We start from the raw sequence: 17975 nt of genomic DNA on the forward strand, positions 1-17975 counted from the left end.
ATACTCTACGACCTTCACTGCCCAGCGAATGGAACGACATGACCGCGCTGCAACGCTCTTTCACCGAGGATGGTCCGCGGCTGGACCGCCGCGCCAGATTGCGACGCGCCGGGCGGCGAGCGCAGGCCACACTCATGCCGTGGTCCCCTCGGGTGCTGGGAAAGCGGCTGGAAAGCCAGGCCCGGACGCTGGGTGACCACATCAACCGGGGCGACACGGTCCTGGACGTCGGATGCGAGACGGGGCACCTGTGCAAATACCTCGCAGAGATGCACGGGGCGACCGCATCCGGCATCGACGTCCACGACGCGACGACGATCCCGATCGACTTCAGTGTGTTCGACGGCAGATCAATACCTTTCGAGGACAATGCGTTTGACCACGTTGTGCTCAGTTTCGTGCTGCACCACGCAAACGACCCGATGGCGTTGATCAAGGAATGCCGGCGAGTGGCACGACGCAGCATCATCGCGTTTGAGGATCTGCCCGAGACGAGGGTGGAAAAACTGCTGACCAAAGGCCATATCGGCTTGTTCAGAGTGGCTTACCGACTGGAAGCTGCCGGCGACTACCGCACAGCGCTCGAGTGGATCGAAAAAAACGCCCTCGAAGTCTCCGAAACGCCGCTGCCGCTGGACTGGTTCGACGTGCTGTACCGGGTTCCGCACGTCATGCTGGTCTACAAACTTGCGAATGACTGAAGGACGATGAGATTCGTCCTTGCCAGCTGCGGGACGCGGGGCGACGTCGAGCCCTGCGCAGCGGTGGGTCTTGAGCTGCTGCGTCGAGGGCATGACGTCGTGATGGCCACTCCGCCTGATCAAGTCGGCTTCGTTCAGAAAATGGGGCTGGCCGCGGTTCCCATGGGTCCGCCCACTGGGGACATACCAGATGTTTTCGTCACCCCGTGGTCTGTCAAAGACCCCATCAAACCCGTTCGCGATGCGATGGAACACATCCACCAGCGGTGGGCCGATGTGAGTGAGACATTGAAATCGCTGGCCGCCGGGGCCGACCTGATCTTCACCGGTGTCTCTTATCAGGAATCCGCCGCCAACGTCGCTGAGTATTACGACATTCCGGTTGCTGCATGGCATCACGTCCCGATGCGGCCCAATGGCCACCTGATCTCTGTGGTGCCGGCGCCGTTGCTCAGATCCGCGATGCGGGTGACCGATTGGGCGCAGTGGCGCTTGATCAAACGCCCAGAGGATGCGCAACGGCGCGACCTCGGCCTACCGCACACCACCGCGCCAGCATCACGGCGGATGGCGCAGCGCGGATCGCTGGAGATACAGGCTTACGACGCGCTGTGTTTTCCCGGCCTGAGTGAGGAATGGACTGCACAGCGCCCGTTTGTCGGGGCACTTACCGCAGAGTTGCCAACGGACTCGGACGACGAGACGCTGGCGTGGATTGCCTCGGGCACCCCACCGATCTACTTCGGATTCGGCAGCATGCCAGTGGAATCGCCGGCCGACATGGTGCGCATGATCACCACGGCCTGCGCGGAACTCCACCAGCGCGCTCTAATCTGTTCTGGCGCAACCGATTACACCGACCTGCCCAATTCGGATCGGGTCAAGGTCGTACGCGGTGTGAGCCATAGCGTCGTTTTCCCCAAATGCCGGGCAGTAGTCCATCACGGCGGCGCCGGCACTACCGCTGCGGGACTGCGCGCCGGAGTGCCGACCCTGATCCTGTGGGTTGCTTCTGACCAACCGATATGGGCGACGGTGGTGCGGCGGCTCAAAGTTGGTAAAGCTCGCCGCTTTTCACGCACGACCGCGAAAACTCTGACGAAAGATCTGCGGCGGGTCCTGAGCGCGCAGCCGGTTGGCCGAGCCCGCGACGTTGCCGCAGAGCTGACGAAAGCCACTACCAGCGTCGTGACTGCGGCCGACCTGCTCGAGCAGGCCGGTCGTGGTAAACGATTCCGCTGATATGAGTCCCGTATCCGTTCCGCTCGGTCTGCTATGCCGGCCCGGAGTGGTTACCGTCAATGTACGGTTGCTGGCGTGTCGGTTCTGATCACCGTCCCGGTCTTTGGGCAACACGAGTACACGCACGCCTTGGTAGGCGATCTGGAACGCGAAGGCGCCGACTACTTGATCGTCGACAATCGAGGCGATTACCCCCGGATCGGCAACGAACGCGTAGACACACCCGGGGAGAATCTCGGCTGGACGGGCGGTAGTGAATACGGCTTTCGAATTGCCTTCTCAGAGGGTTACTCCCATGCGATGACCCTCAATAACGACACCCGGATCTCGAAGGGCTTCGTCGCCGGCTTGCTCGATCCGAGGCTGCCCGACGACGCCGGGATCGTCGGCCCGATGTTCGACCACGGGTACCCGTACGCGATGGACGAGCAGAAGCCCCACGCCGCGGATTACCGGCCGCGGCCGCAATATCGCGTAGTGCCCTCCGTGGAGGGAACCGCCCTGGTGGTCTCCCGCGAATGCTGGGAGGAAACCGGCGGTATGAACCTGGTGGACTTCAAGCAGTACGGGTGGGGGCCCGACCTCGACCTCGCGTTCCGGGCACGCCGGGCCGGATTCGGGGTGTACACCACGGAAATGGCCTATATCAACCACTTTGGACGCAAGACCGCAAACGCGCACTACGGCGCGTGGCGGTATGAGTTGTGGGCAAATATTGCGATGCTGCAAGGGTTGCGGCGGCTGCACGGCTCGGGCGCTGCGCTTAATATCATGCGCCAGATCGGCCTGGCTCACGATCGCAAATGGCATAGACCAATCCCGCTGAGTAACCCCACTGGCCAGGCGGCCGACTGATCTGGATACCTTGACGGTTCCTGAACGGAAACCAACGGGTCGAAGGTAACGTGATGTCCGTGGTTGAGTCCTCCCTTCCCGGCGTGCTGCGTGAGCGCGCCAGTCTGCAGCCCAACGACACGGCGTTCACATATGTGGATTACGAGCAGGACTGGGACGGCGTTCGTACCTCGTTGACGTGGGCGCAGTTGTACCGGCGAGTGTCGAACCTGGCCGAAGATCTCAAGGCTTACGGTTCGACGGGCGATCGGGCTCTCATTCTGGCGCCACAGGGGCTTGAGTACCTCGTCAGTTTCTTGGCTGCGATGCAGGCAAACCTGATCGCGGTTCCGCTGTCGGTACCTTACGGCGGTGCCCACGACGAGCGGACCGTTTCGGTTCTGGCCGACACCTCGCCGGCCGTCATCTTGACGACCTCAACCGTGGCGGAGAACGTCCGAGAGGTGGTGGAGGCAAACGGACCGGCTACCAAACCGGCGATTGTCGAGGTTGACGGGCTGGACTTGGATTCACGGCGGAGACCTTCGGGGCCACGGTCACGGTCCGCGCGGAATGAACAACCGGATTTTCTTTACCTGCAATACACGTCCGGATCGACCCGTACGCCTGCCGGCGTCATGGTCAACAACCGAAACGTCTTCGCCAACTATGAGCAGATCATCGGGGACTTCTTCAAGGCTCGGGGCGGTGTCGCGCCCCCGGGCCTGACGATTGTGTCCTGGTTGCCCATGTATCACGACATGGGACTGCTGCTGGGGATCGTCATGCCGATCCTGGGTGGCTTCACAACGGTGCTTTCCAGCCCGGTGGGCTTCCTGCAACGGCCGCTGCGTTGGTTGCAGCTCATGGCCGAGCCTGAGTGCACCGTCTCGGCAGGCCCCAACTTTGCCTTCGAACTAGCCGTGCGCAAGACGAGGAACGAGGACCTGTCCGGACTCGATCTCGGGGGACTGCACAGCATTCTCAATGGCAGCGAACGGGTGCAACCGGCGACGCTCAAGCGATTCACGGACCGATTCGCACCGTTCAATTTTCCGCCGGAGGCACACCGTCCGTCTTATGGGATGGCCGAAGCCACCGTGTACATCGCCACCCGCGAACCTGGAAATCCGCCAGAAATCGGCTACTTCGACAGCGACAAGTTGCCCGAGGGTACCGCGGTCCGGTGTGAGATCGGGTCGGGCACACCATTGGTGAGCTACGGTTCACCCCAATCCATGGACGTTCGCATTGTGGACGCCGACACCGGTCGGGAATGCCCAGAGGGAACCGTCGGTGAAATCTGGGCGTCCGGCGACAATGTCGCAGCCGGATACTGGCAGAAACCTGAAGAGACACAACGTGTTTTCGCGGCAAAGATCGTTGACCCGGCACCGGAAACGCGCGAAGGTCCCTGGCTGCGGACCGGCGACTCCGGGTTCGTCTCTGACGGTGAGCTTTTCATCATTGGCCGCATCAAGGATCTGCTGATCGTCTACGGCCGCAATCATTCTCCCGATGACATCGAAGCGACCATCCAGGAGATCACCTCGGGCCGCTGCGCCGCGATAGCCGTTCCCGACAAGGGCATCGAGAAGCTGGTTGCCATCATCGAACTCAAGAAGCGCGACGACAGCGCGGAATCGGTGGACCGCCTGCACGACGTCAAACGTGAGGTAACATCAGCGATTTCGAAGTCTCATGGACTGAAGGTCTCGGACCTGGTGCTGGTGTCGCCCGGCTCGATTCCGATCACCACAAGCGGCAAGATCCGGCGATCCCAATGCGTCGAGTTGTACCAACAGGACGTATTCGCCCGCCTGGATGCCTAGCCGGCATTACGTCAGAGGCGCGCTTCCGCTGCCATTCGATTCGCCGTTGCCGGCGCCATTGCCCACCGTCGCTGCGACGACCGGTTGTTGGGGGATAACGCTGTAGCCGAACAGCGGCAGTGAATGACCGAGGAATTCGTCCTCGTGCTTCTTTTTCTTCTTGCCATTGGAATTGACCGGGGCTGAAGCTCCCCACTGCAGATCATCGGTGAGTTGTTTGCGCACCCCGGTGAGGTCGAACAGCGGAAGCGAGTGGCTGGGTTCGAAGTGCCCCGGCCGGCGGTTCTTGGTAGCGGCGCCCGCCGGTCGCTTCCGCCGGTTGGCGGGCGCGGTGGCGCGGGTGCGTGTTTTCGGCGGCGGTCTCCGCTTGGCCGGGTCCGGAATCAAATGAAGCCTGATCAGATGGGGGGAGATCTTCTTCCACGTCTGCTGCAGCTTCTCGTTGAGCACGTCGTTTCCGGAGCCGTCCAATTTCGACGGCCACCAGTTTTTCTGACCGATCATGGCGGCCAAGGCCGGTACGGTAATGGTCCGCACCAAGAAGGTGTCGATCACAATGCCGATGCCGATGATGAAGCCGGCTTCCTGCATGGTGCTGATGCTGGCGGACAGCAGGCCGAACATCGATGCCGCGAAGATCAGCCCTGCCGAGGTGATCACGCCACCAGTGGTTCCCACGGTGCGGATGACGCCGAAGCGCACCCCGTGCGGCGACTCGTCGCGTATTCGCGAGATCAGCAACATGTTGTAATCCGCACCGACGGCGACGAGCAGGATGAACGAGAGCCCGGGCAGACTCCAGTGCAGTTCCTTACCCAGTAGGAACTGGAATACCAGAACGCCGATGCCCAACGCCGACATATACGAAAGCAGCACTGAGGCAATCAGATACAGCGGTGCGACAATAGCGCGCAGCAGAAGCACCAAGATCAGGAACACGATGACGATGGTGGCGATGATGATGAAGTTCATGTCGGCGTTGTAATAGTCGCGAGTGTCCCGAAGTCCCGTCGGAACTCCCGCGACCATGATTTTCGCGTCCGACAACTCGGTGTTCGGTGTCGCTGCGCGCGCTGCCTTCTCGATCGCGGTGATCTGGTCCATCGCGGCAGTGCTGAACGGACTGAGCCCGCTTTGAATGAAGTATCGCGCCGCGTGACCGTCAGGCGAGATGAACAGCTGGGCGCCCTTCTTGTACTCCTCCCTGGTCGTGATCTGCGGGGGGAGGTGGAAGCCCGCCATGGACGGCTTGCTGGCGTCGTGCTTCATCTCCAGCAGGAACCCGGACGCTTCATTCAGACCCGACCCGATCCGTCGGGTCTGATCTACCAGCTCCTTGACTCCGAAGGCCAAGGCACGGCTACCGTCTGCGAGGGCATTGGAACCTGCTTGGGCCTGGTTCATGGTGGACTGCAGGTTCTTGATGGTCTTGAGGGCGTCGGAGGCTTGAGTCAGCATCTGCTGAATCTTGGCCAGCGTTTGACCAATAGTCGAAGCTTGTTCCGCCGCTTGCAGATTGCGCGCCATCGCCTTGATGGACAGCAATGTTCCGTTGTCATCGGCGGAAACCATTGCCGCCAGGCCGGCGCGTGAATTCACACACGCCGGATCGATATTGCAATCGGGGCTGGCATAGAGCGCTCGGACCATCGGTCCGGCCCAAGCGGCCACGTTCTCCGCATTCGTGGTCGAGGCGTTCAAGCTGTCGCTGAGGTTCTTCATCTGACCGGTGAACCGTGCGCCCTGCTCCAGCGCGCTGATGGCTTTGTCGCCGCCCAGCATCTGCTCCATGGCGGTCAGTGCCGCGACTGTTCCGCTGAGGCTGGAGACGGCGCCGGTGACTTGGTCGCGAAGCTGGGAGAGAGCGTCCGCCAATTGGTTCGCGCCGCCGACCAACCGGTCCAGGTCACCCCCGTGATTCTCGATCTGGTTGGAAGCTTCGTCGAGTTTGCCACCGACTTCACCGGCCTGCCACGACACCTTCATCTGTTCCAGCGGTTCCCCATTGGGCCGCGTCAGGCCGCGCACCATCGTGATGTCCGGGACTTGACTGACCCGACCGGCCACCTGCTCCAGATCCGCCAGCGCCGACGGTGTCCGCAAGTCGTGGGATGACTGGATGAACAACATCATCGGAGTCATCGCGTTCATCGGGTAGTGCTTGTTCATCGCCTCGTAGCCCTTGGAGCTGTCGACCTCGTCCGGCAACGATTTGAGGTCGTCGTAGTTGTAACGCACGGCTCCCATGCAGGCGGCGAGGGCAATGAGCACGACAAGACTGGCGGCCAGATGGATGCGCGGCTTGCGCACGATGCGGATTCCCGAGCGCCGCCACAGTTGGGTGGTGAGGTCGCGGCGCGGCTTGATCCAGCCACGCCTGCCCGCGAGTACCAGCACGGCGGGCAGGAACGTCACTGCCGCCAGCAGCGACACCACGATCGAGATCGAAATTGCCGGACCGATCGCGGAGAACACTTCGAGTTTGGTGAACACCATCGCCAGGAAGGTGACCGCGACGGTGGCGGCGGACGCGGCGATCACTTTGCCGATCGACATCAACGCCTTCTTGACCGCGATGTCGGAATCGTCGCCGTGCCTCAAATAGTCGTGATACCGACTGATGAGGAAGACGGCGTAGTCCGTTCCGGCGCCCATCATGACCGCGGTCATGAAGACGATGACCTGCAAATTGGTGTCCAGGCCGAGTTCAGCCGCGCCAGAGAGCACGCCCTGGGCGGTGGCCAGCGAAATGCCGATCGTCGCAAGCGGAATGAACATCGTCACGATGTTCCGATAGATCACGATCAGGATGATCAGCACACTGAGGACGGTGGCGATCTCGATGAAGTGAATATCTTCCTGACCGATGTCGGTGATGTCGGAGATGGTGGCCAACGGCCCGCTGAGGTCGGCGTGCAGTGTCGTGCCGGCCACGGTTTGTTTGACGATCGCAGCTACCCGCTTGTAGGTGGCCAGGGTGGCCGGATCGTTCTGGTCCCCAGGAACATTCACCGGCAGGATGAACGCTTTGCCGTCCTTGGCGACCAATAGCTTGCGCATCTCCGGGTCGTCGAGGGCGTTCTGCACGGACATCTTGTCCTGCGTGTCTTCGTTGAGTTTGGTGACGAGTTTTCGGTAGGTGGCGTCGTCGTCGGGGGTCAGACCCTTCTCGTTGGTCAAGACAACCATCAGCAGGGCAGTGGGCGTCGCCGCTGCGGCGGTCGAATCGCTTTTCTCTTCTTGCTTGCCGTCGGGTGTCGTGCTCCACGCCTTGGCCATCTCTCTGGCGACGACCATCGTCGGGGCATCGTCAGGGAACGGACTGGGCGGGTGTTTTCCCGCTTGTACCTGCAGCGGCGGGAAGGAAAGGAAGAGCACCACCGCCACGGCGATCCATGCTCCGATGGTGAGCCACGGATACCGCACCACGAACTGACCTAGGCGGTCGTAGATCCCCCCGACCTTGGCAGCCTCACTAGAACCGCTCGACACCCCTACAAACCTACAAGGTCATTCCGGTCTCGGTGGGGTAACGAGGTGCCGCCGTCAATCGTGACGTTAGCGTTACACCTGTCGCGGTCATGAGAGCTTTCCGCTCCCGCGTACTGGTACTGCCGAGCCAGATTGACGAACCTTCTCCTCGATCAGATCCGCGGCCTTCTGCACGCTGACCGCTGTCGGGGTCATGCGTTTCGCCATCTCGCGAGCGCGATTGACGTACTTGGGCTCGAGAATTTTGCGCAGATCTTTCAGCAGTGATTGTTTGGTGACGCCGGCGAATCGTCGCGCTTTGCCGATCCTGAGCTTGACCACCTGGGCTGCCCACAGGGGCTGTTCGGCGCTGATCCAGAGCACCAGGGTGGGCACGCCGGCTTTCATCCCGGCCGCGAGAGTGCCGGGGCCACCGTGGTGAACAACGGCGCGACACTTCGGAAAGACGGCGGCGTGGTTGGCGTCGGCGACGAGTTTGACGTTGTCGGGAACCGGGATGTCACCCAGATCGGTGACACCGCCGCAAATCAGAGCGCGAGTGCCCAATTCGGCACAGACTTCGCTGATCAAAGCGACTGTGTTCTCGGGGGTTTCCACCCGCATACTGCCGAAGCCGAAGTAGATCGGTGGTGTGCCGTCGGCGATCCAGGACAGGACTTCGTCGTCGGAGGAGGTCGGCAACTCCAGCGTCAGCGCGCCGACGAACGGACGCTGGTCACCCCACTCTTCCTTGAGCCCGGGAAAGAACACGTCGTCGTAGCCCTGGATCTCCAACCATCCGTGCCGGCCGATCCGCTTCGCGGACGACACCTTGGTGGTCGGCATGCCCAGCGCGCGGCGCTGCTCGTTCTCGGGCCCCTTGGTCATCAACCAGTACAGGCCGTAGACCCCTCGCATCACGGTGCGGATTGCCGGCGGCGGAAGCAACGGAAGGATGTGTCCGTGTACGCGCTGCGGAAAGTAGTGCAGTGCGGCCAACGGGATATCGAGGTATTCGCAGACGTTCGCCGGAACACCCTGATAAGTCTGGCCCGAGACGATGACGTCGGCATCCTTGGCCAGTGCCACCAAGGTTTCGCCCATCTCAGCCCAGCCCCGGGTGAGGTACTCCGCGCCCGGACGTAGCACACCGAGCGGATTGCGGACCCGCCAGAAGCTGCGGAAGATCTCTTCCTCTAACTGCGCATGCGAATCCGGGCCATAGGCAACGGCTTTCAGGCCCGCCGACTCGACGAAGCGAACGAGATTCGGCGGCACCGCCATCTGCACTTCGTGCCCCCGACGCTGAAGCTCTGCACCGACCGCAGCGCAGGGTTCAACGTCGCCGCGGGTGCCATGGACGGCGAGGACAGCTTTCATTGCCGGTAATCAACTCCGTTAAATCTCTTCGCGTAGCGAAGGTGAGCCGTGTCGACTCTATTGCGCCACCCGAACGGGAGTGTTCGCCAACGTGCCGGCCACCACCCGCTGGAACACCGACTTCAGCTGGTCGGTGAAGCGGGTCACCGATTCCCGCGCGATCGGGTTGTTCGGGTAGGACACCATGATCGAGACCTCGTCGAACAGGCGGAACACCGTCGAGTACTTGTACGCCGGGCTGCGTCCGTCGGTGTATGCCGCTGCGTTCACCCCGTCCAGCGCGGTCGCGACGATGCCGGACAGCGGCGGCAGGCCGGCATCCATGTAGCTCATCATCGTGAACTGCGGGCCGGGCTTGCGCAGCCACGGGGCCAATTCCAGGACGCGATCGAAGGGCACCTCTTTGACGTTCATGTTGGCGTCGAAGGATGCCTGGGCGGCGCGCGCCGTCTCCTCGAAAGAGTTCGGGTCGATCGGCACGGTGAAGGGCACGATCCCGGTGAACCAGCCAACCGTCATGTACTCCGCCGGAGTCTTGCGCTTGTCGGTGGGGGTGAGCCCGTAATACGTGAGCTCGCCGGTCATTTCGTAGTACGCCAGGGCGGCGCACGCGAACAGCCCGCCGCTGAACCGGGCATCTGCCTGGCGGCACATGTCCTCGAACTTCGCCGTCTGGTCGGCGGCCAGCAACTGCTCCACGCGGACGTCACCGCCGCACGCGATCGACTGGTCGCCCAAGGGCAGCGGGAAGTCGGGCAGCGTCCCACCGTTGGCTTCGGCGAACTCGACCCAGGTCCGCACCTCCGGCGACTCCAGCGTCATGGACGCAATGGTTTCGGCTTCGCGGATGCAGAAATCGTCGTAACTCGCCGCCGGCGGCATGGTCATCGGGGCTCGGCCCTCGACCAGCGCGTTGTAGTTCATCACGATCTCCACGTACAACCCGGCGATCAGCATCGGATCGCAGTGCAGGTGGTCCACCACCGCGTACAACGCGAATTTGTCTTCGTATTGAATGATGCCGTACCGGAAGCAGTCCCACTGCAACGGATCCGGGGTGGCCATCACGTGGGCTTCCCAGTCGGGCTGCGTCATCGTGCCGTACGTCTTGGCGACGAAGTTGATGTCACGCGGGTTCTTCAGGGTGTGGCGGACGATGTTGTCCGGATCCTTGAACTCGAACCAGCTGTGGTACGTGCCGTGGCGGCGCAGGTGCGTGTTGATGACGTACGTCATGGCGCGAATGTCGCAGCGCCCGGGCACTTCCCACGAGCCCATGATCGCGCGCGAGTAGTCGAGCCCCTTGTCGCGGAACTCGACGTAACCGCGAAGGTGACCCGCCTGCATGCAGCTCGGAGGCACAGGAGTAGCTGGAGCTTGCTGTGCCTTCGCGAGGCACCCGGCAGTCGGCTCCCACGCGATGACGGTGCCCTGACCCGGGTCCCAGTCGTACGCGTTACCGACACGCAAGCTGTCGTGCTCAGACCCTCCGCCTATGAACACGCTTCCTCCTATGTTAGAAGTCCTGCAGGACAAGTCATTTCGCGATCACATCAAGTCATGCGGACACACCTTCTTTGGGTGCCATCTTGTCGACCAGGTGATCCGCCAATCCTCGGACGGTGGTGATGTCCGCGGAGGTGATGCGTACGCCGGTCTGAGCCTCGATGTGCGTGCGCAACTCGAGATTGCCCAGCGAGTCGAGGCCGTACTCCGACAACGGGTGATCGGGGTCGATGTTGCGACGCAGGATCAGCCCGATCTGCTCGGACAGCAGCCGGCGCAACCGGCCGGCCCATTCCTCCAGCGGCAGCTCGGACAACTCGGCGCGCAACTTGCTCGAGCCAGAACGCTTGTCGCCCGCGGTCTTGAACATCTCGAGGAACTTGCTCCGCGCAGCGAACGACGCGATCCACGGTGTCCCGATGAGCGGGGTGTAGCCCGAGTACGCCCGGTCGTGGCGCAGCAGCGCCTCGAACGCGTAGGCACCCTCATCCGGAGCGATCGCGGCGCCGCTGTCCTCGGCGAAGTCCGCGCCGCGGCCGATCTCACCCCACGCGCCCCAAGCGATCGCGGTGGCGGGCAGGCCCTGTGCGCGCCGCCAGGCGGTGAACGCGTCCAACCAGCTGTTGGCCGCCGCGTACGCGCCCTGACCCGGCGAGCCCAGCAACGCGGCCGCTGAGGAGAACGAGCAGAACCAGTCCAGCTCCGCCGTGGCGCACGCCTCGTGCAAGTTCCACGCGCCGTACACCTTGGGAGCCCAGTCCCGGTCGATCAGCTCATCGGTGATGTTGGTCAGCACGGCGTCCTCGACCACCGCGGCGCCGTGCAACACGCCACGCAACGGCAGCCCGGTGGCCGTCGCTGTCGCCACCAACTTGTGGGCCGTGTCGAGCTGCGCGATGTCGCCGCACATCACCACCACGTCGGATCCGATCGAACGGATGAGTTCGATTGTCTCCAAAGCCTTTCGCGTCGGCTGCGACCGCGAGCTCAGCACGATCCGGCCGGCTCCGGCCGCGGCCATCTTCTCGGCCAGGAACAATCCCAGACCGCCCAGGCCACCGGTGATGATGTACGAGGCGTCCCGCAGGAACGTCGGCGCCTGCTCCGGGGGCAGGACCACGCTGCTGCGTCCGGCCTGCGGAATGTCCAGGATCAGCTTGCCGGTGTGTTGCGCACCGCTCATCACCCGGATCGCCGTTGCCGCCTCGGCCAGCGGGTAGTGGGTGGCCTCGGGCATCGGCAACTTGCCCTCGGCGGTCAACCGGTACACCGTGCTCAGAATCTCGCTGACCTGCTGCGGGTGGCTGACGGACATGATGCCCACATCCACACCCCAGAACGCCAGGTTCCGGCGGAACGGGAACAGGCCCAGCTTGGTGTCGCCGTAGATGTCACGCTTGCCGATCTCGACGAACCGCCCGCCCAGCGCCAACAGCTTGAGGCCGGCGAGTTGAGCTGCCCCGAACACCGAGTTGAGCACGATGTCGACGCCGTAGCCGTCGGTGTCGCGCCGGATCTGCTCGGCGAAGTCGATGGTGCGGGAGTCGTACACATGCTCGATTCCCATGTCACGCAACAGCTGTCGACGCTGCTCGCTGCCGGCGGTCGCGAAGATTTCCGCACCGGCCATCCGGGCGATCGCGATCGCGGCCTGCCCCACACCGCCGGTCCCCGAGTGGATCAGCACCTTGTCGCCGGCCTTGATGCGGGCCAGGTCGTTCAAGCCGTACCAGGCGGTGGCGTGGGCGGTGGTCACAGCCGCGGCCTGCGCATCGGTCATCCCGGCCGGCAGTTTGGTGGCCAGGCGCGCATCGCAGGTGACGAAGGTGGCCCAGCAGCCGTGCGGAGACATGCCACCGACGTGGTCACCGACCTGGTGGTTGGTGACGCCGGGGCCAACCGCGGTCACCACACCCGCGAAGTCGGTGCCCAGCGCCGGCAGGATCCCGTCGAGGCTCTGGTAGCGGCCGAAAGCGTTCAGCACGTCGGCGAAGTTGATGCTCGACGCGGTGACCGCGACCTCGATCTGCCCGGGCTCCGGGGGAACCCGGTCGAAGGCGGCGAACTCCAGCGTCTGCAGATCACCCGGCGTGCGGATCTGCATGCGCACCCCGTCGCTCTGATGAGACGCGACGGTGGTCTGCCGCTCCTCGGGGCGCAGCGGCGCGGGGCACAGGCGAGCGGTGTACCACTCGTCGTTACGCCACGCCGTCTCGTCTTCGTCGGTGCCGGCCAGCAGCAACTGACGCACGACCTGCTCGGCGTCGGTCTGCTCGTCGATGTCGATGTGGGTGGTGTGCAGGTGCGGGTGCTCGGCGCCGATGACCCGCAGCAACCCGCGCAATCCGCCCTGCTCGAGGTTCGGGACGTCTTCGGTGAGCACGATCTGCGCACCCCGGGTGACGACGAACAGCCGCGGCGCCTCACCCTGGACCTCCGCCAGCTCCGTCGCGATGCGAACCAGGTGGTGGACGTAATCGCTACCGCGGCGCGGTGATTCGCTGTCCGGGGTGCCGTTGCGCGGCGCGGTCAGCACCACCAGTCCGGTGAAGCCGCCACGGTTGAGCTGGTCGCGCAGCCGCTCGGCCATCGCGGCGTGGTCGCCATCCAGATGCCAGGACAACGTCGTCGACTCCGCCTCGTGCAGCTTCATCGTGTCGGTGAGCGACGTCGCCATCAGATCGGCGGCTTCAGAGGTGCTGACGATCAGCCACGAGCCAGGCTCGGTGGCGGCCACGTCAGGCAGTTGCCGCTGTTGCCATTCGACGGTGAGCAGCCGCTCGCCCAGCACGCGAGCCCGCTCGCCACTGGCCGATACACCGGTGCCCATCTGCAGTCCACGGACGGTCAGCACCACGGCGCCGTGCTTGTCGAGCAGGTCGAGGTCGGCCTCGACCGCTCCGCCGGTCGCCGAAGTCACCCGGGAGTGGCAGTACTTGGCGGTGTGGACGGGTCCGTGCAGCCGGAGCTCACGAACGCCCAGGGGAAGCAGCAAACCGCCGAGACTGGCGATCGCGACGCTGGGGTGCGCGGCCACCGACTGGAAGCACGCGTCGAGCAGTGCCGGGTGCACCCCGTAGTTGGTCTGCTGGGTGCGGATGACGCTGGGCAGGGAGATCTCGGCCAGCACCGAGGTGCCGGTTTCTTCCGCGGTGTGTGCGACCGACAGGCCGGTGAAGGCGGGCCCGTACTGGATGCCGCACAGGTCCAGGGCGTCGCGCAGGTCGCCGCCCTGCACGGCACTCGGGTGCACCGACTGCAGGGCCTCGATGTCCTGCGGTGCCGGCGCGGGGTTTTCGTCGGCGGCGTGCAGCACGGCGGAAGCCCGGCGCGCCGAGACGCCGTCCTCGTTGGTCTCGACAGCGAAGTTCAGCTCGTCGGGCACCTCGGCCGTCGCGGTGAGGGTGACCTGAGTTTCCTCGTCGAGCAGCAACATCTGCTCGAACCGGATGTCGCGCACCACGGCGCCGTCGCCGAAGATGGTGCGGGCCGCGGCCAGCGCCATTTCGCAGTAGGCGGCACCGGGCAGGGTGGCGGTGCCGTGCACCTGGTGGTCGCCCAGCCACGGCAGCGCGTCGGTGCCGATCTCGGCCTGCCAGACGTGTCGCTCGGGGTCCTCCGGCAGCCGCACGTGCTGACCCATCAGCGGGTGCACGGCGACGCTTGAACTCAGCGCGCGCGAGCTGTGCCCGTCGCGGCTCAGCAGCAGCGTGCGGTGAGTCCACGCGGGCAGCGGAGCATCGATGAGGTGGCCGTAGGGGTACACGACGGAAAAGTCGACGGTCGCACCCGTCGCGAACAGGTCGCCGACGAAGCTGCGCAAGCCGAACGGCAGCGGCTGCTCGCGCCGCATGGCGGCCAGCGCTGCGGCCGTCATGTCGAGGCTGCGTGCGGTCTGGTCCACGGCGTGGGTCAGCAGCGGGTGCGGCGACAATTCACCGAAGACGCGGTAACCGTCCTCGAGCGCCGCCTGCACCGCCGCCGAGAACCGGACGGTGTGGCGCAGGTTGTCCACCCAGTAGTTGGCGTCGCAGTACGGCTCCTCGCGCGGGTCGAAGGAGGTCGCGGAGTAGTAGGGGATCTCCGGGGTCAACGGCTCGATGTCGGCCAGCGCGTCGTACAGGTCATCCAGAATCGGATCGACCTGTGGCGAGTGCGACGCCACGTCGACGGCCACTTCGCGGGCCATCACGTCGCGGTCCTCCCACGTTGCGATCATCTCGCGAACGCTCTCGGTGGCACCGCCGATCACGGTGGACTCCGGCGAAGCAACCACCGCGACCACCGCGTCGTTGATGCCACGGGCCATCAGCTCGGAAAGCACCTGCTGGGCAGGCAACTCCACCGACGCCATGGCTCCGGAACCGGAGATCTTGGTCATCAGCCGGGACCGGCGGCAGATTACGCGTGTGGCGTCTTCCAGGGACAGCGCCCCGGCGACAACGGCCGCCGCGCACTCGCCCATCGAATGGCCGACGACTGCAGCCGGGTTCACACCGTAGGACTTCATCGTCGCCGCCAGCGCCACCTGCATGGTGAACAGGGTCGGCTGCACGCGGTCGATGCCGGTCACCTTGTCCGGCGCGGTCATCGCTTCGGTCACCGAGAAACCGGACTCGGCGGCGATCAACGGCTCGATCTCGGCGACCTTCGCCGCGAAGACCGGCTCGTTCGCCAGCAGATCCGCACCCATGGCGGCCCACTGGGATCCCTGACCGGAGAAGACCCAGACCGGACCGCGTTCCTCCTGACCCACCACTTCTGGGTAGAGCGCTTCGCTGTCGGCGACCTCGCGCAGCGCGGTCACCATCTCCACGGTGTTCCGGGCCAGCACGGTGGTCCGCACCGAACGGTGACCACGGCGGCGCGCCAGGGTGTATGCCAAGTCCCGCGCGGCGAATTCGGTCGCGTGCGCCTCGACCCAGTCGGCCAGCCGCGAAGCGGTCTGGCGCAGGCCGTCTGCAGAGGAAGACGACAGGGGGAGCAGCAGGGTGTCATCGCCGGCCGGGGTGGTGGCGATGCCATTGGGCGAGGTCGGAGCGGGTGCCTGCTCCACGATGGCGTGCACGTTGGTGCCGGAGATTCCCCACGCCGACACGCCTGCGCGGCGCGGACCATCGCCGGCCAGCGGCCACTCGGTGTTTTCCACCGGCAGGAAGAGGTTGGTGTCGATCTGCGCCAGCTCGTCCGACAGCGACTCGAAGTGCAGGTTCTTCGGCACGATGCCGTGCTGAAGGGCGAGGACCGTCTTCATCATCCCGAGTGCGCCGGCAGCCGCCTGGGTGTGCCCGAAGTTGGTCTTGGACGCGCCGATGGCGACCCTGTTGTCTTTGGCGTACACCTTCGAGAGGCTGGTGTACTCGATCGGGTCACCGACCGGTGTGCCGGTTCCGTGCGACTCGACCATGCCGATGCTGCCGGCGTCGACACCCGCGGCCTGCAATGTCGTCTGGTACAGCGCTGCCTGCGCTTCCCCGGAGGGCATGGTGATGTTCGGGGTGCGGCCGTCCTGGTTGGCCGCCGTCGCGCGAATGACAGCCAAGATCCGGTCCCCGTCGCGCTGCGCATCCGAAAGACGCTTGAGCAGCAACAGCACGCAACCCTCGCCGGAAACGAAACCGTCGGCGTTGGCATCGAAGGCGTGGCAACGCCCGGTCCCGGACAGCATGCCGCCCGCTGAGGCCGATGCCGACCTGCGCGGCTCCAGCATCACGTTGACGCCGCCCGCGAACGTCATGTCGCTCTCGCCGTCGCTGATGCTGCGGCAAGCCTGGTGAATTGCGAACAATCCGGAAGAACACGCAGTATCGATCGTGGATGCAGGCCCTGCGAGGCCCAGGGCATGGGAGATGCGCCCGGATGCCATGCTGAACAGCGATCCCGGGTTTCCGTACGGACCGTCGAAGGCGTCCGAGGCCATCTGAACTTGCTGATAGTCGGCATAATTCACGCCGACGAAGACACCGGTCTGTTTGGCGATGGTGTCCTTGGTGAGGCCGGCATGCTCCATTGCTTCCCACGCGGTCTCCAGCAGCAGGCGGTGCTGCGGGTCCATCGCAGTGGCTTCTTTTTCACTGATGCCGAAGAATTCGGGATCGAAATCGCCGACGTCTTTCAGGAACGAGCCCCACTTGCAGACCGAGCGTCCGGGCACTCCCGGCTCGGGGTCGTAATAGTAGTCGTTATCCCAACGGTCGGCAGGAATCTCGGTGACGAAGTCGTCGCCGCGGAGCAGTGCGTCCCACAGCAGGTCTGGTGAATTGATGCCCCCCGGCATCCGGCAGGCCATCCCAATGACAGCTACCGGAGTGACGCCCGTCCTAGCCACTAACCCTCCACCTCTCTGCCTATCCCCAAGTTCCTATCACCGCCGCACGCTCTTATCAGCGCTTCGGTAAATTTCGCTGGACCTTTAATGGGCCTGCAACATTGCAGTGCCGCAATCCAGCCACCTATCGACCCCCGCAGCGAAGCAGCCTGAAGAACTTGATGCGTCCAAAGCGTAGCTGGTTCGTTGCGCACGCGTGGAAAAATCGTGCGATCGTACAAAAATTTTATGTTGCAGTGCACGTGGGCACCTGACCTTCGTCCGGATCTGGACGCTTCTCGGCGGCCTGTCGCCGGCCAGGTGCGGACATCGACCGGCTGAGCTGGGGCTTTCATACTTGTTGTGCGACAGTGCAGTACGGCGTGTGTACAGGTCAGCGCGCTCGAGAACCGGGATTTGGGCCCGCAGGTGGGGTGGCGGACGCTCACCAGCCCAGACATGTGATCTACAACACATCGTAATGAGGAAGGCCGCATACGCCGAGTTTGCTCGGACCCGGGCGGCCGACTGGTTCGCCCCCAGCGGAGGGGCTGCGGGCTACAGCGGGTTGAGCGCCGTAGAGGTGCAGTCGGTGAGGCCATATTAGGCGTTGTTGCAACAGCGTGTGCGGCTTTTGGAAGATTTTCATCGGCTATCTGCGGGGAGGTGAAGAGGGCGAAGACAGGGCGCTAAATCCAGATC

At 64.2% G+C, this 17975-nt stretch carries 8 protein-coding genes; 4 read left to right on the forward strand and 4 right to left on the reverse strand.

What is annotated here, in order from left to right; all coding sequences use genetic code 11:
- The first annotated feature begins 38 nt into the window (after positions 1-38).
- From ACZYZ9_RS05165 to ACZYZ9_RS05180, 4 genes are all read left to right on the forward strand, one after another.
- Positions 39-701, forward strand: a complete 663-nt coding sequence (locus ACZYZ9_RS05165) for a class I SAM-dependent methyltransferase (protein WP_463825131.1) — start codon at positions 39-41, stop codon at positions 699-701.
- Between the two features lie 6 nt (positions 702-707).
- A complete protein-coding gene (locus ACZYZ9_RS05170; protein WP_463825132.1) occupies positions 708-1943 on the forward strand; it encodes a glycosyltransferase in 1236 nt (411 codons plus the stop codon).
- A gap of 75 nt (positions 1944-2018) precedes the next feature.
- A complete protein-coding gene (locus ACZYZ9_RS05175) occupies positions 2019-2798 on the forward strand; it encodes a glycosyltransferase family protein (RefSeq protein ID WP_463825133.1) in 780 nt (259 codons plus the stop codon).
- A 53-nt stretch (positions 2799-2851) separates the two neighbouring features.
- Complete coding sequence (locus ACZYZ9_RS05180) at positions 2852-4609, forward strand: AMP-binding protein (protein ID WP_463825134.1); 1758 nt, start codon at positions 2852-2854, stop codon at positions 4607-4609.
- Between the two features lie 6 nt (positions 4610-4615).
- On the opposite strand, the gene ACZYZ9_RS05185 is transcribed toward ACZYZ9_RS05180, so the two are convergent.
- The 4 genes from ACZYZ9_RS05185 to pks2 all read right to left on the reverse strand — a co-directional run bounded on the left by ACZYZ9_RS05185 (position 4616) and on the right by pks2 (position 17294).
- The gene (locus ACZYZ9_RS05185; protein ID WP_463825135.1) at positions 4616-8101 is read right to left on the reverse strand and encodes an MMPL/RND family transporter; all 3486 of its coding nucleotides are present in this window, start codon (positions 8099-8101) and stop codon (positions 4616-4618) included.
- Between the two features lie 87 nt (positions 8102-8188).
- Positions 8189-9460: a glycosyltransferase gene (locus ACZYZ9_RS05190; RefSeq protein ID WP_463825136.1), complete on the reverse strand. Its 1272-nt coding sequence runs from the start codon at positions 9458-9460 to the stop codon at positions 8189-8191.
- Between the two features lie 57 nt (positions 9461-9517).
- The gene (locus tag ACZYZ9_RS05195; RefSeq protein WP_463825137.1) at positions 9518-10807 is read right to left on the reverse strand and encodes a condensation domain-containing protein; all 1290 of its coding nucleotides are present in this window, start codon (positions 10805-10807) and stop codon (positions 9518-9520) included.
- A 211-nt stretch (positions 10808-11018) separates the two neighbouring features.
- Positions 11019-17294: a sulfolipid-1 biosynthesis phthioceranic/hydroxyphthioceranic acid synthase gene (pks2, locus tag ACZYZ9_RS05200; protein ID WP_463825138.1), complete on the reverse strand. Its 6276-nt coding sequence runs from the start codon at positions 17292-17294 to the stop codon at positions 11019-11021.
- Positions 17295-17975: the final 681 nt, after the last annotated feature.

This window comes from Mycobacterium sp. IDUB_28 (assembly GCF_055419285.1).